This is a genomic window from Pseudoxanthomonas sp. CCNWLY206-1 (assembly GCF_039710385.1).
Taxonomy (GTDB): domain Bacteria; phylum Pseudomonadota; class Gammaproteobacteria; order Xanthomonadales; family Xanthomonadaceae; genus Pseudoxanthomonas_A.
In genome coordinates, this window is record NZ_JBDKXI010000004.1 from 215615 (window position 1) to 240874 (window position 25260).

A 25260-nucleotide genomic window follows, 5' to 3' on the forward strand; every position below is an offset into this window, starting at 1 on the left:
TCGTAGAGCGGAACTTTCAAACAAGCCGGACCTACGAGAAGCGCCGCGGCCTATTTGCCAGCGGATTGTGCGGCAGCTGGCTTGCTGGCCCCGCTCTCGGCATTGGCGAAGTCTCCGGCCACGAATACGCTCAATTGATCGGGCTTCAGGTGTTTCCGGATGGCGGCATTCACTTGTTCCAGCGTGAGCGCCTTGTACTTGGCATCCAACTCCGCGGTGAACTGCATGGTGCGCCCGTAGTACAGCTGATCGGCCAGCATATCGGCCACGCTGCTGTCTTCCGCACGGCCTTGTTGGCGTTCGGTCAGGATGCCGGAGACCGCATCGCGCAACTCGTCCGCGGTGATGCCGTCGGTTATCAATTTGGTCAATTCTTCTCTAGCAGCGGCCTCCACCTTGTCCATATTCTGTGGCGCGGCGATGGCCTGGATGGTGAAGTGGCCGGCGTTGTCCTCGCCCCCGCGGCTGTCGTCGGCACGGACCCCGCTGGCAATGCCGTAGCTCAGGCCTTCCTTCTGGCGAATACGGTCTCCCAGCCGCGATTTGAGCGCACCGCCACCGAAGATTCGGTTGGCCACGGCCAGGGCCGGATAGTCGGCATCGATCACCCTCAGCGGCACGTTGTGTCGTGCCAGTAACACCGCGTTTGGCTTGTCCGGTGTGGCGAAGCGTTCGCGCTTGGCGGCTACGGCGGTAAAGCGCGTATCGATCGGTGCATAGGCATGCGGCGATTGCCAGCCGGCGAACAGGCTTTCCAATTGTTGCTTGACGGCCACCGGATCGAAGTCGCCGACGATGGCGATTTCGCCGTCCCCGGTGCCGTAGAAGTCGCGATGGAATGCGCGCAGGTCGTCCAACTTCAATCCCTTCACTTCGGCCAGCGATTCTTCCAGGCTCGGTACATGCAAGGGATGGCCCGCGGGCCAGGGATCGAAATATTGCGCCAGTGCGCGGCCGGCGACGCTGCCGGGCTCCTGGCGTGAGGCTTCCAGTCCGGTAATGGCTTGCAGGCGCAACTGTTCGAATTCGCTTTCTGGAAAAGCGGGATGGCGCAGTACGTCGGCCGCCAGCGATAACGCTTCGCTCAGATGCTCTTTACGGCTGTTCAGAGAAATTCCAGCACTTTGCAGGCCGCCACTGACGTTGGCCTGGGTCTTCAACGCTTCGAAGCGCTGATCGATCTGTTGGCGCGACAGGTTTCTGCTGCCACGCATCAGCATGGCGCCCACCATGGAAGCCGCCTTGTCGCGGCCGGTCAAAGCTTTTTCGTCACCGAAGCGAAATTCTGCGCTCACCACCACCGTGCCGCCGCGGGTTTTCTTGGGCAGCAGCGATACCTTCAATCCGTTCCCCAAGACGAAGCTCTGTGTCCTGGCCTGAATATTCTGGGGTGAAGGGTCGAAGTTCTCGCCCGCCGACACTGCGGCGCGGCCGGTGTAGCCCGCCACCACCGCAGCGGGATCCAATGCTGCCGGAACGACCACTCGATCAGGCGCATCGGTCGGGATGAACCGTCCCAGTGTGCGGTTGCTGGATTTGAGATAGGTGGCGGCGACGCGATTGACGTCCTCGGCGGTGACCTTTTCGACGGCATCGCGGCTGATGAACAACAATCGCCAGTCACCGGCGGCCAGGTACTCCGACAATCCCATGCCCACCGCGTTGACGTCGGTGAAGTAGAGATCGTACGCATTGGCGATGCGCTGCTTGGCTTCTTCGACTTCCTGCGGAGTGATGGCGTGTTGCTGCAGCTTCTCCACTTGTTCAAGCAGTGTCGCTTCCGCTTTCTTCGCATCACCGTCCTTGGGCATGACCGCGATCACGCTGAGCAGGCCTGGGTCGCGCATGGACTCGCTGCCTGCGCCGGCGCCTGCCGCGATCTTGGTTTCCACCAATGCCTTGTGCAAGCGGCCGCCGGGCGTATGGCCAAGGATGTCTGCAAGCACGCTCAAAGGCGCACTGTCCGGGTGCGCCAACGCGGGGATGTGGTACGCGGCCGCTACCAGGCGCAGATCGCCGACGCGGCGCACGGTAACCTCGCGTTCGCCATCCTGCGCGGGTTCGGCAGTGTAGAAGCGCGGCAGCGCACGCGTGGGTTTCCTGAGCTTGCCGAAGCTCGTGTTGATCATCGCCAACGTACGTGCCGGATCGATGCGGCCTGCGATGATCAAGGTGGCGTTGTCCGGCTGGTACCACTGGCGGTAGAACGCCTGCAGTCGGTCGATCGGCACGCCTTCCACGTCCGACCGCGCACCAATGGTGGAATTGCCGTAGTTGTGCCAAAGGAATGCGGTGGAACGGATGCGCTGGAACAACACGCCGCCCGGGTTGTTCTCGCCACTCTCCAGCTCATTGCGCACCACGGTCATTTCGCTGTCCAGGTCCTTCTTGGCGATGTTGGAATTGACCATGCGATCGGCTTCCATGCCCAAGACCCAAGCCAACGTGTCGTCGTTGGCAGGAAAAGAAGAGAAGTAGTTGGTACGGTCCAGCGAGGTGGTGGCGTTGAAATCGATGCCGCGTTTCTTCATCTCGCCGCTGATGTCGCTCTGCGTCGGCGTGCCTTTGAACACCAGGTGCTCCAACAGGTGCGCCATTCCGGTTTCGCCATAGTTTTCATGCACGGACCCAACCGCGTACACCAGGTTGACGGTAACGGTGGGTTTGGTGTCATCGGGAAACAGCAGCACCTTGAGCCCGTTGGGCAAGCTGTACTCGCTGATGCCTTCTATGCTGGGGCCAGTGGTGACGCCCTTCGGTGTCGCGGTCCGCGCCGATGAAGCGGGTGTGAAACCGAGTCCGAGCGCGAGTGACAGACTTAGTGCGAAAATGATGAGTAACGACCTTGGAACCCGTTCACGGTCTGTCGCTAGCGAAGGCAGGCGGCTCGTGGCGGAGCGGAGCCGCCCAAGGGGATGCAAGCACAAGCGCAGCGTATGTGCGATACGTGAGCATTGCGAGCACCGCACGCGGGCCACCTGTCGAGCGCAGCAAGATCGTGAACAAGTTCTCATGGCATCTCCAAAATTGCGGTGCTGGCATCGATCGACGCCAGCACATGGAGTGTCTCAAATTTCTAGAAAGGATTTCTGCATGAGTGAAACGGCGGCCACGGGTATTGATGTGCGGTATGTGGATGATCGGATCGCGGTCGTCGACAAGCCCGCGGGGCTGATGGTTCATGACAGCAAGCTTGCGCGTGGCGAGACGGACTTCGCTGCCGACCGATTGCGCGAGCAGTTCGGGAAGCCGATCTTCCTGATCCATCGTCTGGACCGCGCCACCAGTGGTTGCCTGCTGCTGGCGTTCGACCGCGAAGCGGCCAGCGCCCTCGGCCGCGTGTTGATGTCGGGTGAAGTGGAAAAGGACTACCTGGCCGTATGCCGCGGTTGGCCAGAAGAGAGCTTCGTTGTCGATCATCCTCTGGATGGCGGGCCCGGCAAACCTGAAAAGAAGCCGGCGCTGACGCGCTTCCAGCGGTTGGCGACAGGCGAGCTGGAACTGCCTTCGGTGGGTTTTGAGACTTCGCGCTATGCGCTGTTGCGCTGCCGACCGGACACCGGACGTTTCCGGCAGATCCGCCGCCATCTGAAGCATGTCTCGCATCACATGATTGGCGACACCAGCCATGGCGATGGACGGCACAACCGCCATTTCCGAATGCTGGGTATACACCGGATGCTGCTGCATGCAGTGCGGTTGGCGTTTCCGCATCCGGTCACGGGTGATCGCATCGACGTGACCGCGCCGTTGGATGCGGAGCTTAGGAAGACGTTCGAACTATTTGGCTGGGATGAGTCCTTCGGTAAATCCTTTGCCGACACTCAACGTGTAGGAGCGACGTAAGTCGCGATGAAGCCTTACCGGTAACGCTTCATCGCGACTTACGTCGCTCCTACACGAACGGGTTCAAGCGACTTTCAACGCCGCCATCACTATCAGTGCCAGCGCACTTAGGAAACCGACGAACCAGACCAGGCTGCGCAACGCTTGCTGGTTGCCGATATAGAAAATGCCATGGAATACACGGGCCACGACAAAGACGACGGCAAGTGCATTGATGGTGCCGCCGGGTACGTCCGCCAGCTGTGCCATCAGCACGCCGGCGACAAATGCCGGGAAGGATTCGAAGCCATTGAGGTGCGCGGCATGAGCGCGGTGCGAGCGAGGATCGGTCTGCTTGGCTTGCCAGCCGCGAGGGTCGCGGTTGTTGTAGCGTTCGCCGGATTGCTTGGCGATGGTGACCCAGATGTAGGGCAGAAGCGCGGCGATTAGGATGCACCAGTAGGCGATGGACATGGGTTATTTCCGTGGAAGTTGCGGCGTAGCCTAGCCGAAAGGATGGGATTGGGGCATGGCAGGCGCCCAGCCATGTAGGAGCGGCGTCCCGCCGCGAGCTCTCTGCTTCTATGCGGTCTGACAGGAAGAGCTCGCGGCGGGACGCCGCTCCTACATGGCGAGCAAAATGAAAACGGCGCCTTGCGGCGCCGTTTTTTTATCTCGGGCGGCTTATTTGGCCGCCGCCGGCTTGGCCTGCATCATCGTATCGCGTGCCGCTTTGAACGGATTGCCCTGGTACCAGTTCGGCCATTTGTCGCTGCCGGCCAGTTCCTTGCCCACGCCGTAAAGCGCTTGCAGGTCCAGCATGGTGCCATCCAGTTTCCAGGTTTCCGGGTAGTACTGATCGCTGGGCCCGTGATAGTGCTTGGCGTAATCGTCCGCGGCTTTCTTGCCGCCTTCCGTGCCGCCATCCACCAGGTCTTCGCCACCGTCGGCATACAGCGCGGGCACGCCGGCCTTGGCGAAATTGAAATGATCCGAACGGAAATAGAAGCCGCTCTGCACCGAGGATTCACCGTGCAGGGTTCGGCCCTGGGCCGCAGCGATGGGCTTCAGTATGTCTTCGAGCTCCGAGCTGCCGTAACCGGTGACGGTCATATCCTTGGCTTTGCCGGCGACCGACATGGCGTCGATGTTGATCACGCCGGCGATCTTTTCCAGCGGGAAGGTCGGATGGGCGACGTAGTACTTGGAACCCAGCAGGCCGGATTCTTCCAGCGTCACCGCGATGAAGACCACTGAACGCTCTGGCTTGGGTTCCTGCTGAGCGAAAGATTCGGCGATCTCCAGGATGCCCGCCACGCCGGTGGCGTTGTCGATGGCACCGTTGTAGATGTTGTCGCCTTGCTCGCCTTCGTGCTTGCCCAAGTGATCCCAGTGGGCCATGTAGACCACCGCTTCATCCGGGCGAGTGCTGCCGGGCAATACGCCCACGACGTTGCGCGAAGCCTTCTCGGTGATGGTGCTCTTCAGATCCACCGACAATTTGCTCTTCAGCGGCACCGGCTTGAAGCCGCGCTGGTTGGCGGCTTTGTAGGCGGCATCCAGATCCATGCCGGCATCGGCGAACAGCTGCTTGGCGGCCTCGGCACTCAGCCAGCCTTGCAGCGGCACGCGTGGATCGGGATCGTCCTTGGCGGGCAAGTCGTATTGCGCGCCTGACCAGGAATTCTTCACCACGTCCCAACCGTAACTGGCACCGGAGGTGTCGTGGACGATCAGCGCCGCGGCGGCGCCCTTGCGCGCAGCCTCTTCGTACTTATAGGTCCAGCGGCCGTAATAGGTCATGCGCTTGCCGTCGAACAATTTTTCGTCGCCACTGTGGAAGCCAGGGTCGTTGACGAACATCACCACCGTCTTGCCTTTCCAGTCCTGGCCAGCGTAGTCGTTCCACTTCTGCTCCGGCGCATCCACGCCGTAGCCGACGAAGATCATGTCGCTGTTCTCCACCTTCACTTCCGGCTGGCCGGTGCGGGTACCGATGACGAAGTCGGTGCCGAACTTCAGCTCGCGCGGTTGGCCGGCGACGTCCAGCTTCAGTACGGTGTTCGAATCGGCGGTGGTTTCCACCATCGGCACGTCCTGGAAATAGCTGCCGTTGTTGCCGGGCTGCAGACCGATGAGCTTCATCTGCGCTTCCAGGTAGGCGACCGTTTTTTCCTCGCCGACGGAACCCGGCGCGCGGCCTTCGAATTCATCCGACGCCAGGGTCTTCACCCGCTCGGCAAAATCGGCTTCGTTGATTTCTGCGGCGAACGCGTGTTCGGCGGCCGCGGGTGCGGCGGGTTCTGGCGCGGCGGCCGGGGTTTCGGTGGCTTCGCGCTTGCACGCGGTCAACGCGGCGGCGGCGGCGAACGCCCATAGAAGCTTGCGGGACATCGGGATTCCTCAATCAAGGGAATCCCGATTCTAGCCGGGTTTGCTGCTGGCGAAGTCGCCTGCATCGCAGGCTGTGAAGGGAAAAGCCGGCGGCTGCACCGCCTGCAAAGTAGGAGCGGCGTCCCGCCGCGAGCTCTTTCCGTCAGATCGCAATTAACTTGCCGGTTTTTTGTTTGCCCTTTACAGCGCCAACGGCGCGACTTCGCTCTTCGCCACTACGCCACCACTACGCCACCACTACTCCGTCGGAGCAGTATCGGTATCGTAGATCTTGGCGGTAGCGCCGGTGATCGGGCCCGTCTTTGCCGTGCGATGCACGTACAGCGTCACCGGCCGTTCGAATACCAGCGGGCCTTCGACCACGGCCTTCGGGCCGATGATGATGCGCGGGTCGCGGCCCAGCTTGACCGGGAACATGGACTTGTTCTTTTCGACCTTGATGCCGCCCTTGACGTGCGAATTGACGCCGACGGTGATATCGCCGTTAACGGTTTCGATATCGCCACTGAGCTGCGTGGCCACCAGGCCGATGCCGCCGTTGACGGTGGACACGCCTTTGCCGATGACGCCGCCGCGGTCGACGAACACGCTGCCGTTGACGGTTTCGATGCCGCCCTGGACCTGTACGCCAGAGCCCAGCCTGATGCCGCCGTTGACCGTTCCCAACGACTGAAGGCGCGCTTTATCGTCTACTTCAATCGCGCCGTTCACGGTGCTGACCTCTTCGGCCGTGGCGCCGGTGTTCACGCGGATGCTGCCGTTGACGGTCTCGAGATCGCCGTAGGTCTGGCCGGCCTCGGCGGTGACGCTGCCGTTGACCTTGGAAATTCCTTCTTGCGCCAGTGCGGGGCCCGTGGCCAGCGCCAGGCTCAACAGCAGGGCGGTGCGGTAGCGTGTCATGGGTCGTCGTCCTCTGGGTGGTGGAGTGTTGGATGATGAAACTGGTAATGGATTGGATGCATAGAACGGATGCAAGGTTTAATGCGGATTCGCGCGGGTTCACTCGTCGCCACAAGTCATGGACGCCGAATGCCCGCCATTGCGCCGCCATAGCACCATGCTTGGCTACAATCGTCACCTGCCTGAAGTCACTGGAAGCCTGCCGTGCCCCCATCTGCCGTGTCCCTGCCTGATCCGTCCGCTGCGCGTCCCAAGCCCGTCGTATTGTTGATCCTGGATGGCTGGGGCCATCGTGACGACCCGGAGGACAATGCGCTGGCTCAAGCCGAGCTGCCGCATTGGCGGCGCCTGTGGGCGACTTGCCCGCACACGCTGATCCATACCGAAGGCCGCCATGTGGGCCTGCCGGACGGTCAGATGGGCAATTCGGAAGTAGGGCACATGAATCTGGGCGCCGGCCGGATCGTCTATCAGGATCTGACCCGGATCGATGCCGCCATCGAGGACGGCAGCTTCTTCGACAATGCCGAACTGGTGGCCGCTTGCGATGCCGCCAAGGGCGAAGGCCGCACGCTGCATCTGTTTGGCCTGCTCTCCCCGGGCGGTGTGCATAGCCACGAAAACCACATTTTCGCGATGCTGGAACTGGCCAAGCGCCGTGGCGTCCCGCGGGTCGCGGTACATGCGTTCCTGGATGGCCGCGACATGCCGCCGAAATCGGCCGAGCCCAGCCTGCGCGCGCTGCAGGCGCTGTGCGAAGCGTCCGGCAACGCGCATATCGCCACCGTCGACGGCCGCTACTACGCGATGGATCGCGACAAGCGCTGGGACCGCCTGCGCAAGGCCTGGGATGCCATCGTCGAAGCCAGCAGCGAGTACACCGCGCCGGACGCTTTGTCCGCATTGCGTGCCGCCTATGAGCGCGGTGAGAACGATGAGTTCGTGATGCCCACCGTGATCGCCGGCGCACAGCCGATGCGCGATGGGGACACGGTGGTGTTCATGAATTTCCGTGCCGACCGCGCGCGCCAGATCACCGGGGCATTCGTGTCGCCGGCGTTCGATGGTTTCCAGGCCCGCCGGCCGCAGCTTTCCCGCTATGTCTGCCTGACCGAGTACGACGCCAAGCTGCCGGCCTCGGTCGCCTTCGGGCCCGATGACCTGAGCCATACGCTGGGTGAATTGCTGGCCGAGCGCGGCCTGACCCAGCTGCGCATCGCCGAAACCGAAAAATACGCGCACGTCACTTTCTTCTTCAGCGGCGGGCGCGAAGATCCTTTCCCCGGCGAAGAGCGCATCCTGGTGCCCAGCCCCAAGGTGGCCACCTATGATCTGCAGCCGGAAATGAGTTGCCCCGAACTGACCGCCAAGCTGGTCGAAGCCATCGGTTCGGGACGTTTCGACGTGATCGTCTGCAATATCGCCAACCCCGACATGGTGGGCCATAGCGGTGACCTGCAGGCCGGCATCCTGGCCGCGCAGGCGGTGGACGTGGCGCTGGGCCTGATCGATGCGGCGGTGCGTGCCGCCGATGGCGCGCTGGTCATCACCGCCGATCACGGCAATCTGGAAATGATGCGGGACCCGGTCACGGGACAGCCGCATACCGCGCATACCGTCGGCCCGGTGCCGCTGGTCTATGTGGGTCAACGGCAGGCCGCGATGCGCGAAGGTGGCGCATTGCGCGATGTGGCACCAACCCTGCTCGATCTGCTGGGCCTGCCACAACCGGCGGAAATGACCGGTCGCAGCCTGTTCGCCGAGGCCTGATGCGCGGATTTCCGCTCGGTGCAAATACGCTGATGCTGGTGCTGGCGCTGGGTTTTTTCTCGGCGCCGGCTGGAGTATCCGCGCAGAACCAGCGCGAAGCCGAGAAGAAACTGGAGCGGGTGCGCGGCGAACTGAAATCCATTTCGCGGGAACGCCGCAAGCTGGAAGGCGAACGCGGGGAAGCGTCGCGCAAGCTGCGCGAAGCGGATGAGCAGGTAGGCAAATCCGCGCGGGTACTCAACGAAACCGAAATGGCGTTGCGTCGCGAAGAGGCCGCTTTGGCCCAACTGCAACAGAAGCGCGACGACATGCGGCAGCGCCTGGGTGGAGAACGTCAACAGCTGACGGCGTTGGTGCGCGCTTCCTATCAGCTGGGCAGCGATGCGCCGCTGAAGGTGCTGCTATCGCAAGATCGAGTGGCCGAGGCGAATCGCGCACTGGCTTATCACCGCTACGTGCAACGCGACCGTGCATCCCGGATATCCACCTTGGCGGGCGAGTTGGAAGCGCTGGACGCGGTGGAACGCGATATCGCCGCGCGACGTGCCGAGCTGGATGAGTCGCACCGGCAATTGCGGTCACAAGTGGCGAAACTGGAAAAAGACCGCAAGCAACGTGCGGGCCTGGTCGCCGATCTGGAACAGCGTTATCAGGACCGTAGTCAGCGCGAAAAAGCATTGGGACAGGATGCGCGTTCGCTGGAAAGCCTGCTGGCCAATCTGCGCGCCGCCGCCAAGCGCGCCGAAGCCGAACGCCGCGCCGAGGCCAAACGTGCCGCCGCCGCGAAAGCGCGCGAGAAGGCGCCTGTGGGTTCATCTACGTCGTCCCGCACTGGCCGGAGTTCCGCGCCACCGGCGGTAGCATCCGCGCCACCACTCAAGGTCGGTGGCCTGGGCTGGCCGGTAGCCGGCGATCTGCTGGCGCGCTACGGTGGCAAGATGCCCGACGGACGTACCAGTTCCGGTGTGCTGATCGGAGCGCCAGCCGGCAGCACGGTCAACGCGGTCGCCGACGGCACAGTGGTGTTTTCGGAATGGATGACAGGCTACGGTTTGATCCTGATCGTCGATCACGGCAACGGGTACATGAGCTTGTATGCGCACAACGACAGTTTGCTGCGCGACACCGGCGACCGGGTCAAGCGAGGTGATCCGGTGTCCAAGGTCGGCAGCTCCGGCGGGCAGGGGCGTCCCGCGCTGTATTTCGAGTTGCGCCGCAATGGCCAACCCGTCGACCCGGGTTCATGGCTGCAACGCCGCTGAACGGGCTTGCCGGGATAACCCGCGGTGAACAACCGCGCTGGCTGCCTTCGCGCATAATCCAGCGAAACTTCGTGTCTACCGCGGAGTCGATGTAGTGGCTATTTCCCCACGGAGTGATCGCATGCGTTCGCGTTTGATTTTGGCTTTGCTCATCGCCCTGACCGGCGCACCCGCGTTCGCGCAGCAATCGCAGCCACAGCCGCAACAGGCTGAGGAAGAGCCGGCGGTCGCTTCCAGCGATGACCCCGACGCGGCGGAGACTGCGCCTACCAAAGTGCCGCTGGAGGAAATCCGTCGCTACGTGGCGGTATTCAATGCGGTCAAGGAAGCCTACGTCGAGCCGGTGGAAGACAAGAAGCTGATGCACTCGGCTATTCGCGGTTTGCTGCTGGACCTGGATCCGCACAGCACCTACTTCGACAAGGAAGATGCCGACGCCTTCGATGAGCAGTCCAACGGTGCCTACGACGGAATCGGCGTTGAGTTGCTGCAGCAGCCGGACAATACGTTGCTGGTGGTATCGCCGATCGACGACACGCCTGCCGCGAAGGCGGGAATCAAGGCGGGCGATGTCATCATCGCCATCGACGGCAAGCCGATCAGCAGCAAGGATGGCATGGCGCCTTTGCGCGGCGAGCCGGGTTCCAAGATCAAGCTTTCCATTTTGCGCGAAGGCAAACCCAAGCCGTTCGACGTCAGCCTGACCCGCGAAACGATCCGCGTGGCCAGCGTGCGCAGCCGCATGCTGGAGCCGGGTTACGGCTACGTGCGCATCAGTGCTTTCCAGACCGACACCGCCGCTTCTTTCCAGGCGCAGCTGGATAAGCTTCAGGCCAATGGCAAGTTGCGCGGTTTGGTTCTGGATTTGCGCAGCAATCCCGGCGGCTTGCTGCTGGCGGCAGTACAAGTGGCCGACGATCTCTTGGATAAGGGCAACATTGTCAGCACGCGAGGCCGGATTTCGATCAGTGATTCCAAGTTCGACGCGACGCCGGGCGATCGCCTGAATGGTGCGCCGCTGGTGGTATTGGTGGATGCCGGCTCAGCCAGTGCCGCCGAAGTACTGGCAGGCGCGCTGCGCGACAACCAGCGCGCACGCGTCGTCGGTAGCCGTACTTTCGGCAAAGGTTCGGTGCAGACCGTGCTGCCGCTGGACAACGGCGATTCGGTCAAGCTGACCACGGCACGCTATTACACCCCTAGCGGCAAGTCGATCCAGGCCAGCGGCATCGTCCCCGATGTGGTGCTGCATCCGGATGGCGTCGATCAACCTGCCACGATCATTGATTACAGCGAGGCGGTTCTACCGGGACACTTGCGCGGCGACGATGAAGGGGCGGAAGGTTATGCCGCAGGCGATGTGCTGGACGGAGACAAACCCATCGAAGCGGCGTTGGCCGAATTGAAGAAGAAGGTCACCGTAGGCGCCCCACCGATCAAGCAGGCGCGCTGAGCGACTACGAGATATGCCTTGGTAGGAGCGGCCCTTTGTAGGAGCGGCGTCCCGCCGCGAGCTCTTCGCTTTTGTCGCGATCGGGCAGAAAGAGCTCGCGGCGGGACGCCGCTCCCACGAAAGCGGTGCGATGGGGAATCATTAGCGAGGCTTCGCCGGCAACGGAAAACCGCATAACCAGCTTTGCGCCGGTGCCATGCCAGCCGAGGCCATTCGCTCAGCGGAAAGCAGACTCAATGCCCGAAATGCATGCCGCGATCGAGTTGGCCACGGATCTCGCCGCCAGGAAACAGCGACGAATGCACATTGACGTAGGCAACGCCGTTGCGGATTGCGGCAACGAGTTCGGCAAATTCGCCCGGCGTGATGCCTTGCCCACTGGGACCAACGATGTTCGCCGGCAGCAACAGGCCAGTGACTTCACCAGATGGCGGGCATGTGGGTGCCAAGCCAGTGGGATCGGGATTCGCTGCCGTCTGGCACAGGAATACGCTGACCCCGCCATTGACGCCTTTCTGCCCGACATGGATATGGGCCTGCCGGACCTCACCCTGCAAGCCGTCATAGCTAAGTCGATAGACAATGGTGCCGTCGGCAATGCGCGCGAGGAACATGCCGCTCGCACCTGACGAGATCGAAGGAACTTCTTCGAAGCTTCTCAATGGAATAGCGAAGTTCTGGGCTTGCGACAATATGGGGACACAACACAGCACCAAAGCCCAGGTTGCATGAGCGAGTAGCGACTTCATGGCGGATTCCTCGGTATTCCAGCAGCGGATCCCCTCGCTGGTGGATTACGCGCGGTGCCGTTCAGCTGTCGTGAAACCTTGGGCCTTTCCGACAAAAGGAATCCACTGGCGAGGCTTGGCGGGCGACGGAACCGCGTCGAGAGCTGTCCGTTAGAGACCGACTGGCAGGAGCGGCGAGACGCCGCTCCTACAAGAGCAGTGCGAGAGGAATCCGCTAGCGGGGCTTGGCCGGCAGCGGAAACGGCGTGACCACTTTTTCCCCGGTCGCGACGTCCCGAATCACCGACTGGCCTTTTCGTTCGACTTCTTCTATCCGAATGATGCTTTGCATCGGCAGGTGCAACACCTTGGTGCTGCCGAACTCATCGCGCAGGCGCTCTTCCGTAGGATCTACCACCAGCCCGTCATGCAGGTCGAACACCAGTTCGCTGACTTCGGTAAATCCCCATAAGCCGCTGGCGGCGACCTGCCGCGCATACAGCTCATAGACTTTGCTGTGATTGAGGAAGGTGATTTTGTAGAGCTTGGTTTTCATGGGGCGAATTATAGGGGGTGGGAAGTCGCCCGCTGTGCGGGCTGATAAGTCGGCGGCAATGCCCGCCTGTAAAGGGTAAAGAAACGTCTTCCACTTACAGGCCGCGTAGCGGTCGACTTCTCTCTTCGCAGCCCGCATTGCGGGCGACTTCCCCTCAATACCCCTGCCGCTTGCGCAAGCGCCGCGCAATAGCGGCGCGAACGAACAGCGCGAATATCACGCCGAACAGAAAGCCAGCGATATGCGCCGACCAGGCGACCGCGCCGAACGCCGGCCCGATATAGGCGAACAGCACCTGCAGCAGCGCCCAGATGCCGATCAACAGCGACGCGGGTGCCTTCACGAATTCCAGGAACAGGCCAAGCGGCAACACCACGCCCAGCTTGGCAGTGGGAAACAATGCCAAGTACGCGCCGATCACCGCCGACACCGCGCCGCTGGCGCCGATGATCACCCGGTCGGGAGCGCCAATAGTCAACACCGCGGCCAGATTCGCCACCGCACCACCCAACAGGAAAAGCACCAGGAATCGCCATGGACCCATGGTGCGTTCGGCGGGCAGGCCGAAGATCAGCAGGAACACCAGATTCCCCAACAGATGCGCCCAGTCGGCATGCAGAAACAGGGCAGTGAATAGCCGTAGCGCGGTGCCATCCCGAAGCGCCGCCAGCCAGGCTTCAGGAGAGGCCATGCCGCCGGACAAAGCGCCCCATTGGGTGACCAAGCTGCCATGGGTTTGGTGCGAGCGAGTGGTTGCCCAGAGAAAAGCGATCCACAGCGTGGCAAACAGAGCAGGTGTTGCCCAGCGAACGGCCGGCTTCTTGCGTGACGGAAGGGAAACGAACATATCAACGCAATGTACCGGGTCAATCCCGCATATGCCCATTCTCGTATTCATATTCATGAATAGGGGCTGCGTGATGAAGCGCGATTGTTAGCGTTTGGTTAGTAGGTATACTGCATACGGCGTCGTATGTCGGGAGGGGTTTCCGGCGGGCTAACGGGTGGACACAACACCTGCGGCCATAGCGCGACGCAGGCGATTTGTCCCCCGTCTCCGGAGAAACTGTTCATGGAATTTGCAAAAAGCTTCACCAAGATTTCGGCATTGGCGCTCGGCATTGCCGGCGCACTGGCCTGCGGCCAAGTCCACGCCGCCGCTTTCCAGCTGAAGGAAAATAGCGTCAAGGCCCAGGGCCGCGCCATGGCTGGCGCCGCATCGGCCATGGGCGATGCCTCGGTTGTCGCCAACAACCCGGCCGTCATGTCCACCTTCACCGAAAAGACAGTGCAGGCCGACGTCACGGCCATCGACCTGTCCTTCAAGTTCAATGGCAGCGGCACCGCCGCGGCGGGCACCCCGCTGCAGCGCCCGATGACCGGCGGCAACGGTGGCGAAGCGGGTGACCTGGCCGCCGTACCAGCGGCTTCCTTCATCCTGCCGTTGAGCGATGGCTTCGAATACCTGACCTTGGGCGCGATGATCAGCGCGCCGTTCGGCTTGAAGACCGAGTACGACCGCGATTGGGTCGGCCGCTACCACGCGGTGAACTCCGACGTGAAGATCATCGACCTGACGTTGGCGGGTTCGCTGGAAATCACCGACCGCTTCTCGGTGGGCCTGGGCGTGATCTATGAGCATGCCGATGTCACCCTGACCAACGCCGTTGATTTCGGTTCCGGCATCTGCCGCGTAGCGGTCGCGCTTTGCGTCACTCCGAATCCGGTCGCTGCACCGTTCGGTCCGCAGAAGAACGACGGCATGGCCAGCATTTCCGGTACCGACAACAGCTTCGGCTGGATCGCCGGTTTGAACCTGCGCCCGATCGACAAGCTGTCGTTGGGTTACGCCTACCGCTCGGAAGTCGACCACGAACTGCGTGGCGACGCCACTTTCGAAGTGCCGGGTTCGGTGCGCGCGGTGTTGGGTCCGAACGTCTATCTCGCCAACGACGGCGGCGGCGCCAACCTCACCTTGCCCGCCACGCACACTTTCAGCGCCACTTACCAGGCCACGGACCGTCTGGCCATCATGGCCGAAGGCGTTCACACCGGCTGGGATTCGCTGAAGGAAATCCGCATCGAGTTCGATAACCCGTTGCAAGCCGACGCGGCTGAAGACTACAACTGGCACGACAGCTGGTTCTATTCGCTGGGTGGCGAGTTCAAGCTCAACGACAAGTTCACCCTGCGTGCGGGTATCGCGCGTGACGAATCGCCGGTTGCACGCGCTCACCGCACGCCGCGCATGCCCGATCAGGACCGCAACTGGTACTCGATCGGCGCGACCTGGCACGTGAGCGAGAAGATGGAAATCAACGCCAGCTACGTCAAGCTGGACCTGGTTGACGATCCGGAAATCGATCTGATGTCGTCCAGCGGCTCGCGCCTGGTCGGTACTTACGACGGCGGCGCCGATCTGTTCGGTATCTCGGCGCAGTTCAAGTTCTGATCGGGTCATCGATCCGAACAAAAAAAACCCCGCTTCGGCGGGGTTTTTTATGGCGGAACGGGAGCCGACGTATGCAGCCTACAGGCAACGGGCCGCCTTTCCGGTCGTGCGCACAGCGCGCGCTACCCGTCTAGGCGCATCATGGACATCAGTACGGCAAACCCGCCACGTTCAACTCCACCGACCACAACGCACCGGCGCCGGTGAGATAGAGGGTCTTCATGGCCGGCCCGCCAAAAGCGGCGTTGGTGATGTTGGCGTCCACTTTGATGCTTGCCAGTTCGGCACCGGCAGGCGACAGCACCCGCACGCGGCGCTGGTTGTGTTCGGTGAGGTAGAGATTACCGAGGCAATCCACGGCCAGGCCATCTGGGATTGATGTTTTCGTCAGATCCGTACCTTTTCCAGGTACACCGTTGGTCAAAGGATAGGCGCGCAGCACGCCGTTATCTCCGCCGCCCGCGACGTACAGCATGTCTCCGGCCGGGGACAACGCAATGCCATTGGGATTGGCGATCGTGTCGTCGACTACGCTGACTTCACCACCCGCGTAGCGATAGACGCGCGTGCGGTCCTGCCCGCCGAGCGAGGCGGAACGCTGGAAATCAGGATCGGTGAAATAGATCGTGCCGTCCTGGGCAATCACCAGGTCATTGGGCGAGTTGAATGCGTTGTTCTGATATTGGCCGACGATCCGCTCGCGTGAGCGATGCGTGGTGTCGTAGCGCGAAAGTTCCTTGCGATCATGAGTGGCCGCGACGATGCGTCCCTGAGGATCCAGCGCCAGCCCATTGCTGCCGCTATTGATGATGGCCGTTTCCAGTCGATCGGGTGGAGTGAAGCGCTGGATGCGCGAACGGAACTGCGGATCGAGCAGGAAATCGCTGTAGTACAGCGATCCCTCGTGCCAGACCGGCCCCTCGTACAACCGTGGCTTATCGTCCGTCGGTTGTGCCGCGGCGATCCGTTGCGCTGTCAGTTCCCCGCTGGGAGCTGTTCCCGGGTCAGCCGGACAATACGGCGATGTGCTGCGCGCGACCGGCGCTTCGCTGGAAGGAGGCCCAGCGTCCTCGCTCTGACTGCAACCCGCCAACGATGCCAAAACCGCCACGTATAAAGCCGAACGCCACGTTTTCATTCGCTTCCCCATCTCAGGATGATCGCAAGCGTACTTCAATCCAGCGTCGCCGGCAGCGCAGAACCATATGCCGTCCAAAAAAAAGAAACCCCGCCGGAGCGGGGTTCTAGGAAGATGTTCGCGCTGTCTCTCCGAGGAGCGTAGAGCGGAGCTTGCTCCGCTGCTTTTTTTGTATACGGACTTCGGACACGGTCAGCGGAGCGAGCTCCGCTCTACGTGAGCAGGGGACAATTGGAGCGGTGGGTCAGTCGCCCAGCGTCAGCAACGAAGCGTTACCCCCAGCGGCTGTCGTGTTGACGGTGACGGTTTTCTCGGTGGCGAAGCGCGGAAGATAATGCGGGCCGCCGGCCTTGGGACCGGTGCCGGACAAGCCCTGGCCGCCGAACGGCTGCACGCCGACCACGGCGCCTATCTGGTTGCGGTTGACGTAGATGTTGCCGACCTTCACGCGCGCAGCGACACGGTCGATGGTTTCGTCGATACGCGAATGCACGCCCAGCGTCAGTCCATAACCGGTGGCGTTGATCGCGTCGATGACTTGATCCAGCTCATCGGCCTTCCAGCGCACCACATGCAGGGCGGGTCCGAAGATTTCCTTGTCCAACTGGCTCAGCGACTTCAGTTCCCAGGCGCGCGGCGCGAAGAAGGTGCCGTAGGCCGCTGATGCGCTGTCCACCGGAGCCTGCTTGATCAGGCGTGCTTCGCCTGCCATGCGTGCTGCGTGTTTTTCCAGGATATCCAGTGCGTCGGCGTCGATCACCGGGCCTACGTCGGTGGACAACAGGCCGGGATCGCCGACCTTTAGCTCGTCCATCGCGCCGGCCAGCATGGTCATGACCTTGTCGGCGATATCGTCCTGCACGAACAGCACGCGTGCGGCCGAGCAGCGCTGACCCGCGGAGGTGAAGGCGGAGCCGATGGCGTCCTTCACCAACTGTTCCGGCAGTGCGGAAGAGTCGGCAATGAACGCGTTCTGGCCACCGGTTTCAGCGATCAGCACGCCGATGGCGGCGTCACGTGCTGCCAAGGCACGATTGATGGCACGGGCGGTGTCGGTGGAGCCGGTGAACGCCACACCCGCGACACGCGGGTCCTTGGTTAGTGCAGCGCCGACGGTGGCGCCGTCGCCGGGCAGGAACTGCAGCACCGCATCGGGCACGCCTGCTTCGTGCAGCAGCTTCACCGCGGCATAGCCAATCAGATTCGTCTGTTCGGCGGGCTTGGCGATCACGCTGTTGCCGGCAGCCAGCGCGGCGCTTACCTGGCCCAGGAAAATGGCGAGCGGGAAGTTCCACGGGCTGATGCAGACGAACACACCACGGCCATGCAACTGCAGCTCGTTGGATTCGCCCGTGGGTCCGGGCAGCTTTTCTGGCGCACCGAACGTCGCGCGTGCCTGGCTGCCGTAATAGCGCAGGAAATCCACCGCTTCGCGCACTTCCGCCACGCTATCGGGAATGGTCTTGCCGGCTTCCTTCACGCATAGCGCGATGTATTCGGGCATGCGTTGTTCCAGCAGGTCGGCCGCGTATTCCAGGATCGTGGCGCGGCTGGCGGCCGGCGTACGGTCCCACGCGAGCTGCGCGGCTACTGCGTTCTGCAGTGCTTTCTCCACGATGGCGCTGTCGGCGGGTTGCCATTGACCAACCGTTTGTCGACGATCGGCGGGATTGGCGATCGGCACGGTGTTGGTCGACACCACCGCGCCCGGAACCAGCGGCGCAGCATGCCAGCCATGCCGGCCGGCTTTTTCTACCGCGGCGTTGACCTGTGCGGCAAGCGTGCGCAGCTCCTGATCGTTGGCGAGATTGGCGCCCATGGAGTTCTTCCTGTCTGAATGCAATGTTGAAGCATGCGATGTTGAAGCAGCCTGTGACCGGAACAGGTCGACAGGCAGCGGAATGCGCGGATGCGGAATGGATTCGAACGACGACACCGTTTCCACCGGGTCGCGGATCAGATCCTCGACGGCGACGTCTTCGTCGGTGATGCGGTTGACGAAGCTGGAATTGGCGCCGTTTTCCAGCAGGCGACGGACCAGGTACGGCAGCAGGTCCTCATGCGAACCCACCGGTGCATAGACGCGGCAGGGCACATCCAGGCGGTCCTGCGGAATCACTTCCGCGTACAGGTCATCGCCCATGCCGTGCAGCTTCTGGAATTCGAAGGCTTTCCCTTCTCCCGGAGGGAGAAGGGATAAGGCACGAACCGCCGCGATCGTCTGCGCGTTATGCGTGGCGAACATCGGATACAGCGCGTCGATATTCGCGAACATGCGGCGTGCGTTCGCCAGATACGACACATCGGTATTGGGCTTGCGGGTGAACACCGGATAGCCAGGATGGCCTTCAATCTGCGCGCGCTTCACTTCGGCATCCCAGTACGCGCCCTTGACCAGGCGAACCGGCATGCGGCGACCGGCGCGGCGTGCGAGATCGGCGAGGAAGTCGATCACATACGGCGTGCGCTTCTGGTACGCCTGCACCGCCAGGCCGTAGCCTTCCCATCCATCTAGCGATTTGTCGGAGAAAGTGGCTTCGATCAGATCCAGCGACAGTTCCAGGCGGTCGGCTTCTTCGGCATCGATGGTGAAGCCGATGCCGTAGGACTTCGCCAGCTGGGCGAGTTCCAGGATCGCCGGCGCCAGCTCCTTCATCACCCGGGCGCGCTTGGCGTGCTCGTAGCGCGGATGCAGCGCGGACAGCTTGATCGAGATGCTGGGGGCGGCAAAGACATCGGCGAACGGGCCGGTGCGTCCGATCGCGTGAATGGCCTTGCGATAGGCCTCCAGATAGCGCGCAGCATCCTTGGACGTCAGTGCGCCTTCGCCGAGCATGTCGAACGAATAGCGATAGTTCGCGTTGTCACCTTTGCGCGAACGGCCCAACGCTTCCTCGATGGTGCGCCCCATCACAAACTGATGGCCCATGATCCGCATGGCTTGGCGAACCGCGAGGCGGATCACCGGCTCGCCCACGCGACCGACCAGGCGCTTGAAGGCGCCGCGCACGTCGTAGCGGGTCAGATCGTTCAGTTGTACCAGCCGCCCAGTGAGCATCAGTCCCCAGGTGGATGCGTTGACCAGCACTGAGTCGCTCTGGCCCATGTGCTTTTCCCAGTCGGCATCACCCAGCTTGTCGCGGATCAGCTTGTCGGCGGTGTCCTGGTCCGGAATGCGCAGCAGCGCTTCGGCTACGCACATCAGCAGCACGCCTTCCTCGCTGCCCAGGTCGTACTGGCGCATGAAGGCCTCGATGGCGCCCTGATCCTGCGCGCGCGCGCGGACGCGCTGCACCAGGTCCGCGGCCAGCGCCTGTGCCTTGCTTTGTTCCTCCGCGGGCAGGCGCGCTTGCGTCAGCAGTTCGCGCACATGTTCAGTTTCGTCCCGCATCCATGCGGCCGTGATCGCTGCGCGCAATGCGCCCGGTTCCGGCGGCAGTTCGGGGGTGATGATGCCTGCGGGCGGATGCCCGGAAGCTTGATCTGAGTGGGTTTCGGGACGGGAAGTCATCGCTGCCGGCAGGCCAGGGGAAGCCCACTAGTCTATGCCTTCATACCGCCCACGAGAATCTGCGAAGCTTGCCGCGATGCGGTGCCGACGCTACCATTTGACGGTTTTCCGCGGCCTCTCAGCGAGGTTGGCGACATGATCGAAGTGGTTCCGTCGATGCCGGATGGGCATGGCGCGCAGCTCAAGCTGCGGCCGCCCCGGGCGCTGACGGCCCATCAGTTCCTGGCGCTGTTCGCCGTGCTGGCGGGGGCGATGTGGTTGGTGGCCATGCTGGGCTGGTGGGCGGGCAATGCCTTCGCACCGGCGTTCGCGCTTTTGGATAGCGCGATCGTGGCCGCAGCACTGCGCTGGCTTTGGCGCAGCGGCGAACGTGGTGAGGAAATCACCATCGGCCCGGATGTGGTGGAGGTGGTGCTGTTGGAAGCACGCCGCACCGCGCCGGCCGGAAGGGTTTTCCGGGCGCATCCCTACTGGGTGCGGCTTTGTGTTGAAGAAGGTGGCGAAAGGATTTCGCTGGCCTCCAGCGGTAGGCAGGTCGAGGTAGGTGCTTTCCTCGGTCCGGCCGAACGCCGGGAGTTGGCGAACAAGTTGCAGGATTTACTGGCGGCCGCGAGTGGCCGCAACCGATGACGCATTGGGGTCTAGGCAATGACGCAAGTGAAAGGGTATTGGAAGCGTTTGATGACGGCGTGCTTGCTGCTGGCGATGCCGGCGCTGGCATGGGCGCAGTCGGCAGACCCGAAACGTTGGCAGCTGAACATGGGCCGGGGCGTCACCACGTCCTCCAATCACGCTTACGACGCGCACATGGTGGCGCTGTGGGTGTGCGTGGTCATCGGCATCCTGGTGTTCGGTGCGATGGCGTATGCCATGTTCAAGTTCCGCAAGTCGAAGGGTGCCGTGGCTGCGCAGTTCAGCCATAACACCACCGCGGAAATCATCTGGACGGTGATCCCGGTGCTGATCCTGGTGATCATGGCGTGGCCGGCTACCGCCAAGCTGATCGCCATGTACGACACCCGCAACTCCGAGATGACCGTCAAGGTCACCGGCTACCAGTGGATGTGGAAGTACGAATACCTGGGCGAAGGCGTCGCATTCACCAGCCGTATCGACCGTGAATCCGACCGCATCCGCCAGAGCGGCGAAGTGCCGGATTTGGCGAAGAACCCGCACTACCTGCTGGACGTGGACAACGTGCTGGTGCTGCCCACCGACACCAAGATCCGTTTCGTGATCACCGCGGACGACGTGATCCACGCGTGGTGGGTGCCGGCGCTGGGCTGGAAGCAGGACGCCGTACCCGGAATCATCAACGAAGCCTGGGCCGACATCAAAGAGCCGGGCATCTACCGTGGCCAATGCGCCGAGCTATGCGGCAAGGACCATGGCTTCATGCCGATCGTGGTGAAGGCGGTGCCGAAGCAGGAGTACCAGCAGTGGTTGGCCGCGCGTAAACCCGCTCCGGCTCCAGCCCAGGCTCCGGCTCCTGCCGAAGCCGCTCCCGCCGAGCCCGCAGTCGAGACGGAAGGCGCGCCGGTTGAAGGCCAGGCCGCTCCCGCGCAAGACGCCGCTCCCTCCAACGAAACGCCCGCGCCCCAGGCGCAGGCTTAATCGTCCGCATCAGCTGCAAGAGACTAAAGAACATGGCCTATCCCGCCGTCGATCATCATGACGATCACCACGGTCATCAGCAGAGCTTTATCGAGCGTTGGTTCTTTTCGACGAACCACAAAGACATCGGTACGCTCTACCTGATCTTCAGCTTCATCATGTTCATCATCGGTGCGGGGATGTCGGTAATCATCCGCGCCGAGCTGCTGACGCCCGGCCTGCAATTCGTCAATCCCGAGTTCTTCAACCAGATGACGTCGATGCACGCGCTGGTGATGATCTTCGGCGGCGTCATGCCGGCATTCGTCGGCCTGGGCAACTGGATGATCCCGCTGCAGCTGGGCGCGCCGGACATGGCGCTGCCGCGCATGAACAACTGGTCGTTCTGGATCCTGCCGTTCGCGTTCACCATGCTGCTGCTGACGCTGTTCCTGCCGGGCGGCGCTCCCGCCGGCGGCTGGACGCTGTATCCGCCGCTGTCGCTGCAGGGCGGCTCCAACGTCGCGTTCACCATCTTCGCCATCCACATGATGGGCATCAGTTCCATCATGGGCGCGATCAACATCATCGCCACCGTGCTGAACATGCGCGCGCCGGGCATCGACCTGTTGAAGATGCCGATCTTCTGCTGGACCTGGCTGATCACCGCATTCCTGCTCATCGCGGTAATGCCGGTGCTGGCGGGTGCGGTGACGATGTTGCTGACCGACAAGTTCTTCGGCACCAGCTTCTTCAATGCGGCTGGCGGCGGCGACCCGGTGATGTACCAGCACATCTTCTGGTTCTTCGGTCACCCCGAGGTCTACATCATGATCCTGCCGGCGTTCGGCGTGGTGTCGGAAATCATCCCGACCTTCAGCCGCAAGCCATTGTTCGGTTACCAGGCCATGGTGTACGCGACCGCGTCGATCGCGTTCCTGTCGTTCATCGTGTGGGCGCACCACATGTTCACGGTAGGCATGCCGCTGGGCGGCGAGATCTACTTCATGTTCGCCACCATGCTGATCGCCATCCCGACCGGCGTGAAGGTGTTCAACTGGGTCAGCACCATGTGGCGTGGCTCGCTTAGCTTCGAGACGCCCATGCTGTGGGCGGTGGCGTTCGTCATCCTGTTCACCATCGGCGGCTTCTCCGGCCTGATGCTGGCCATCGTGCCGGCCGACTTCCAGTACCACGATACCTATTTCGTGGTCGCGCACTTCCACTACGTGCTGGTGACCGGCGCACTGTTCTCCATCATCGCCGCGGTGTACTACTGGTGGCCGAAATGGACCGGCCGGATGTACAGCGAGTTCTGGGGCAAGTTCCACTTCTGGTGGACGGTGATCTTCGTCAACCTGTTGTTCTTCCCGCAGCACTTCCTGGGCCTGGCCGGCATGCCGCGCCGCATCCCGGACTACAACCCGGTATTCGCGGACTGGAACATGGTCAGCTCGGTCGGTGCGTTCGGCATGTTCCTGACGCCGTTCCTGATGGCGGCCATCCTGTGGAGCTCGTTGCGCAGCGGTGCCAAGGCCGAAGCGCGCGCCTGGGAAAATGCCCGTGGCCTGGAATGGACCGTACCTTCGCCGGCGCCGCACCACACCTTTGCCACGCCGCCGGTCATTCGCGATGGCGACCTGGCTCACGGCGACGTGACCCACTGATCGTTGCCGCAGGATCTAACCGATGACCGCGCCCGACCGCTCCACTGAAGACGTAGCCCAGCGCCGCAAGGCGGTGGTGCGCACGGCTCTGGTGGTCGGTGGCCTGGCGGTGGCGATCTACGTCGCCTTCATCCTGTCGGGGGTGTTGAGCACATGAGCGCGCCGGCACCCAACAAGAACACTTCATCCAAGAACAGCGCCGGCCTGTTCAAGCTGGTTGGTGTGTCGGTGGCGGTATTCGTGCTGACGTTCTCGCTGGTGCCGCTGTACCGTATCGCCTGCGAGAAAGTCTTCGGCATCCGCCTGGAGAAAGGCCCTGGGTCGGCGCAGGTCGTGGCTGGCGAACGCAAGGAACGAACCGTGACGGTGCAGTTCGATGGCGGCGTGAACTCCAAGCTGCCATGGGCATTCCATCCGGAACAGCTGACCATGCAGGTTGTCCCCGGCGAACTGTACGAAGCGAAGTATTTCGCCCGCAACGAAAGCGAGCGCGCCATCGTGGGCAGCGCCGTGCCATCGGTCGCACCGGCGCGTGCCTCGGGCTACTTCACCAAGACCGAGTGCTTCTGTTTCACCGCACAGACTTTGCAGGCCGGCGAAAGCCGCGACATGCCGGTGCGCTTCATTGTCGATCCGGACCTGCCGGTCGACGTGAAAACCATCACGCTGTCGTATACCTTCTTCAAGAACGACGCCATGACCGCGCAGATCGGCACGGGCAACGCGTCGACTTCGCCGTTCGCGGCTCCCTGATCAAGCTTTAGGAAACGGAAGACAACGCCATGGCACAAGCCCATTCGCCAGACGCCAACATCTACTTCGTGCCGCATCAGAGCAAGTGGCCGTTCGTGGGCTCCATCGCCATGTTCGTCACCATGCTGGGCGTGGCCAGCTGGCTCAACGACGCTGGCTGGGGCCAATGGGTGTTCTACGCCGGCATCGTCATGCTGTGCGCCACGCTGTTCATGTGGTTCGGTGACGTGATCCGCGAGTCGATCTCGGGCCACTACAACAAGCAGGTGGACGTGTCCTTCCGCATGGGCATGGTGTGGTTCATCTTCTCGGAAGTGATGTTCTTCGGCGCTTTCTTCGGCGCGCTGTTCTATGCGCGCACATTGTCGCTGCCGTTCCTGGGCGGCGAAGGCGATGGCGTGATGACCAACAGCCTGTTGTGGGAAGGCTTCAGCGCCGCCTGGCCCAGCGCCGGGCCGGGCCAGGTGGGTGGCCAGTTCCAGACGATTCCCGCCTGGGGCCTGCCTCTGCTCAATACGCTGATCCTGCTGAGCTCGGGCGTGACGATCACCATCGCGCACCATGCGCTGAAGGCCGGCCACCGCAAGCAGCTGTTGATCTGGTTGGGCGCTACCGTCCTGCTGGGTGCGACGTTCCTGTTCTATCAGGCCGAGGAATACATCCACGCCTACAAGGAACTGAACCTGACACTCGGTTCCGGCATCTACGGTTCCACGTTCTTCATGCTGACCGGCTTCCACGGCGCGCATGTGACGCTGGGCACCCTCATGCTGGCGATCATCTGGCTGCGTTGCGCCAAGGGCCATTTCAGCAAGGATGAGCATTTCGGCTTCGAAGCCGTGGCCTGGTACTGGCACTTCGTGGACGTGGTCTGGCTGGGCCTGTTCCTGTTCGTCTACGTGCTTTAAGCCGGGAAACGGAAATCGGGAATGGGGAATCGATTAAAGCGAATCCCATCCCTGAAACAAAAGAGCGACGGCTTGCCGTCGCCTTTTGCTTTTACGATTCCCGATTCTCCATTCCCGATTCCCGCATCAGCCCCCAACGCCATGCGGCTGTATCCAGCCCATCTTGATCGACAACGCGACGATCAGGATCAGCGCCACCGACAGCACGATGCGGCGTGTCAGCGCGTTCACCGTGCGCTTGCTCTGACCTTTGTCGACCAGCAGGTAGTACAGTCCGGCGCCCAGGTTCCAGACGATGAGGATGAGGAACGCGATGATCATCAGTGTTTTCAGCGAATCGCTCATGGCGC

19 protein-coding genes and 2 pseudogenes are annotated in these 25260 nt (G+C 62.4%); 11 read left to right on the forward strand and 10 right to left on the reverse strand.

The window, feature by feature from the left end:
• Positions 1-50: 50 nt before the first annotated feature.
• On the reverse strand, positions 51-2708 hold the full coding sequence (locus AADW18_RS11340; protein WP_337343496.1) for a pitrilysin family protein: 2658 nt from the start codon (positions 2706-2708) through the stop codon (positions 51-53).
• A 427-nt stretch (positions 2709-3135) separates the two neighbouring features.
• On the opposite strand from AADW18_RS11340, the pseudogene AADW18_RS11345 reads away from it, so the two are divergent.
• Positions 3136-3846 (forward strand): annotated as a pseudogene (locus AADW18_RS11345) (pseudouridine synthase); the annotation flags it as partial.
• Positions 3847-3909: 63 nt separating this feature from the next.
• Here the strand turns inward: AADW18_RS11345 and AADW18_RS11350 are convergent.
• From AADW18_RS11350 to AADW18_RS11360, 3 genes are all read right to left on the reverse strand, one after another.
• Positions 3910-4299, reverse strand: a complete 390-nt coding sequence (locus AADW18_RS11350; protein ID WP_337343497.1) for an MAPEG family protein — start codon at positions 4297-4299, stop codon at positions 3910-3912.
• A 210-nt stretch (positions 4300-4509) separates the two neighbouring features.
• Complete coding sequence (locus tag AADW18_RS11355; RefSeq protein WP_337343498.1) at positions 4510-6219, reverse strand: M28 family metallopeptidase; 1710 nt, start codon at positions 6217-6219, stop codon at positions 4510-4512.
• A gap of 237 nt (positions 6220-6456) precedes the next feature.
• Complete coding sequence (locus AADW18_RS11360) at positions 6457-7119, reverse strand: hypothetical protein (RefSeq protein ID WP_337343499.1); 663 nt, start codon at positions 7117-7119, stop codon at positions 6457-6459.
• Between the two features lie 225 nt (positions 7120-7344).
• On the opposite strand from AADW18_RS11360, the gene gpmI reads away from it, so the two are divergent.
• The 3 genes and pseudogenes from gpmI to AADW18_RS11375 form a co-directional block, all read left to right on the forward strand.
• Positions 7345-8889, forward strand: a complete 1545-nt coding sequence (gpmI, locus tag AADW18_RS11365; protein ID WP_337343664.1) for a 2,3-bisphosphoglycerate-independent phosphoglycerate mutase — start codon at positions 7345-7347, stop codon at positions 8887-8889.
• A gap of 32 nt (positions 8890-8921) precedes the next feature.
• Positions 8922-10151: a peptidoglycan DD-metalloendopeptidase family protein gene (locus tag AADW18_RS11370; RefSeq protein WP_337343665.1), complete on the forward strand. Its 1230-nt coding sequence runs from the start codon at positions 8922-8924 to the stop codon at positions 10149-10151.
• 121 nt (positions 10152-10272) lie between these two features.
• Positions 10273-11562: pseudogene (locus AADW18_RS11375) on the forward strand (S41 family peptidase); the annotation flags it as partial.
• 275 nt (positions 11563-11837) lie between these two features.
• Here AADW18_RS11375 and AADW18_RS11380 read toward each other — a convergent pair.
• The 3 genes from AADW18_RS11380 to AADW18_RS11390 all read right to left on the reverse strand — a co-directional run bounded on the left by AADW18_RS11380 (position 11838) and on the right by AADW18_RS11390 (position 13735).
• On the reverse strand, positions 11838-12353 hold the full coding sequence (locus AADW18_RS11380) for a CHRD domain-containing protein (RefSeq protein WP_337343500.1): 516 nt from the start codon (positions 12351-12353) through the stop codon (positions 11838-11840).
• A gap of 214 nt (positions 12354-12567) precedes the next feature.
• Positions 12568-12888: a DUF1820 family protein gene (locus AADW18_RS11385; protein ID WP_337343501.1), complete on the reverse strand. Its 321-nt coding sequence runs from the start codon at positions 12886-12888 to the stop codon at positions 12568-12570.
• Between the two features lie 154 nt (positions 12889-13042).
• Positions 13043-13735: a rhomboid family intramembrane serine protease gene (locus AADW18_RS11390; RefSeq protein ID WP_337343502.1), complete on the reverse strand. Its 693-nt coding sequence runs from the start codon at positions 13733-13735 to the stop codon at positions 13043-13045.
• A gap of 225 nt (positions 13736-13960) precedes the next feature.
• On the opposite strand from AADW18_RS11390, the gene AADW18_RS11395 reads away from it, so the two are divergent.
• Complete coding sequence (locus AADW18_RS11395) at positions 13961-15340, forward strand: outer membrane protein transport protein (protein ID WP_337343503.1); 1380 nt, start codon at positions 13961-13963, stop codon at positions 15338-15340.
• Between the two features lie 148 nt (positions 15341-15488).
• Here the strand turns inward: AADW18_RS11395 and AADW18_RS11400 are convergent, their stop codons facing one another.
• Together AADW18_RS11400 and putA are read right to left on the reverse strand one after the other, a co-directional pair.
• Positions 15489-16478, reverse strand: a complete 990-nt coding sequence (locus AADW18_RS11400; RefSeq protein WP_337343504.1) for an SMP-30/gluconolactonase/LRE family protein — start codon at positions 16476-16478, stop codon at positions 15489-15491.
• 244 nt (positions 16479-16722) lie between these two features.
• The gene (putA, locus tag AADW18_RS11405; RefSeq protein ID WP_337343505.1) at positions 16723-19989 is read right to left on the reverse strand and encodes a bifunctional proline dehydrogenase/L-glutamate gamma-semialdehyde dehydrogenase PutA; all 3267 of its coding nucleotides are present in this window, start codon (positions 19987-19989) and stop codon (positions 16723-16725) included.
• A gap of 135 nt (positions 19990-20124) precedes the next feature.
• Here putA and AADW18_RS11410 point away from each other — a divergent pair, with 135 nt between their 5' ends.
• Genes AADW18_RS11410 through AADW18_RS11435 form a run of 6 tightly spaced genes read left to right on the forward strand, consistent with a single transcriptional unit; the run spans position 20125 to position 24910 of the window.
• Positions 20125-20619 carry a DUF2244 domain-containing protein gene (locus AADW18_RS11410; protein WP_337343506.1) on the forward strand — a complete coding sequence of 165 codons (495 nt, stop codon included), beginning with the start codon at positions 20125-20127 and terminating at the stop codon, positions 20617-20619.
• Between the two features lie 18 nt (positions 20620-20637).
• Positions 20638-21603, forward strand: a complete 966-nt coding sequence (gene coxB / locus AADW18_RS11415; RefSeq protein ID WP_337343507.1) for a cytochrome c oxidase subunit II — start codon at positions 20638-20640, stop codon at positions 21601-21603.
• 32 nt (positions 21604-21635) lie between these two features.
• On the forward strand, positions 21636-23249 hold the full coding sequence (gene ctaD / locus AADW18_RS11420) for a cytochrome c oxidase subunit I (protein ID WP_337343508.1): 1614 nt from the start codon (positions 21636-21638) through the stop codon (positions 23247-23249).
• A gap of 22 nt (positions 23250-23271) precedes the next feature.
• Positions 23272-23406, forward strand: coding sequence for a hypothetical protein (locus AADW18_RS11425; protein WP_337343509.1), 135 nt, complete (start codon positions 23272-23274; stop codon positions 23404-23406).
• Positions 23403-24002 (forward strand): cytochrome c oxidase assembly protein, encoded by a 600-nt coding sequence (locus tag AADW18_RS11430; RefSeq protein WP_337343510.1) that lies wholly within the window; start codon positions 23403-23405, stop codon positions 24000-24002. The genes AADW18_RS11425 and AADW18_RS11430 overlap by 4 nt, the downstream gene beginning before the upstream one ends.
• Positions 24003-24031: 29 nt before the next feature.
• Positions 24032-24910, forward strand: coding sequence for a cytochrome c oxidase subunit 3 (locus AADW18_RS11435; RefSeq protein ID WP_337343511.1), 879 nt, complete (start codon positions 24032-24034; stop codon positions 24908-24910).
• A gap of 126 nt (positions 24911-25036) precedes the next feature.
• Here AADW18_RS11435 and AADW18_RS11440 read toward each other — a convergent pair whose 3' ends face one another.
• Positions 25037-25255, reverse strand: a complete 219-nt coding sequence (locus AADW18_RS11440; protein WP_337343512.1) for a twin transmembrane helix small protein — start codon at positions 25253-25255, stop codon at positions 25037-25039.
• Positions 25256-25260: the final 5 nt, after the last annotated feature.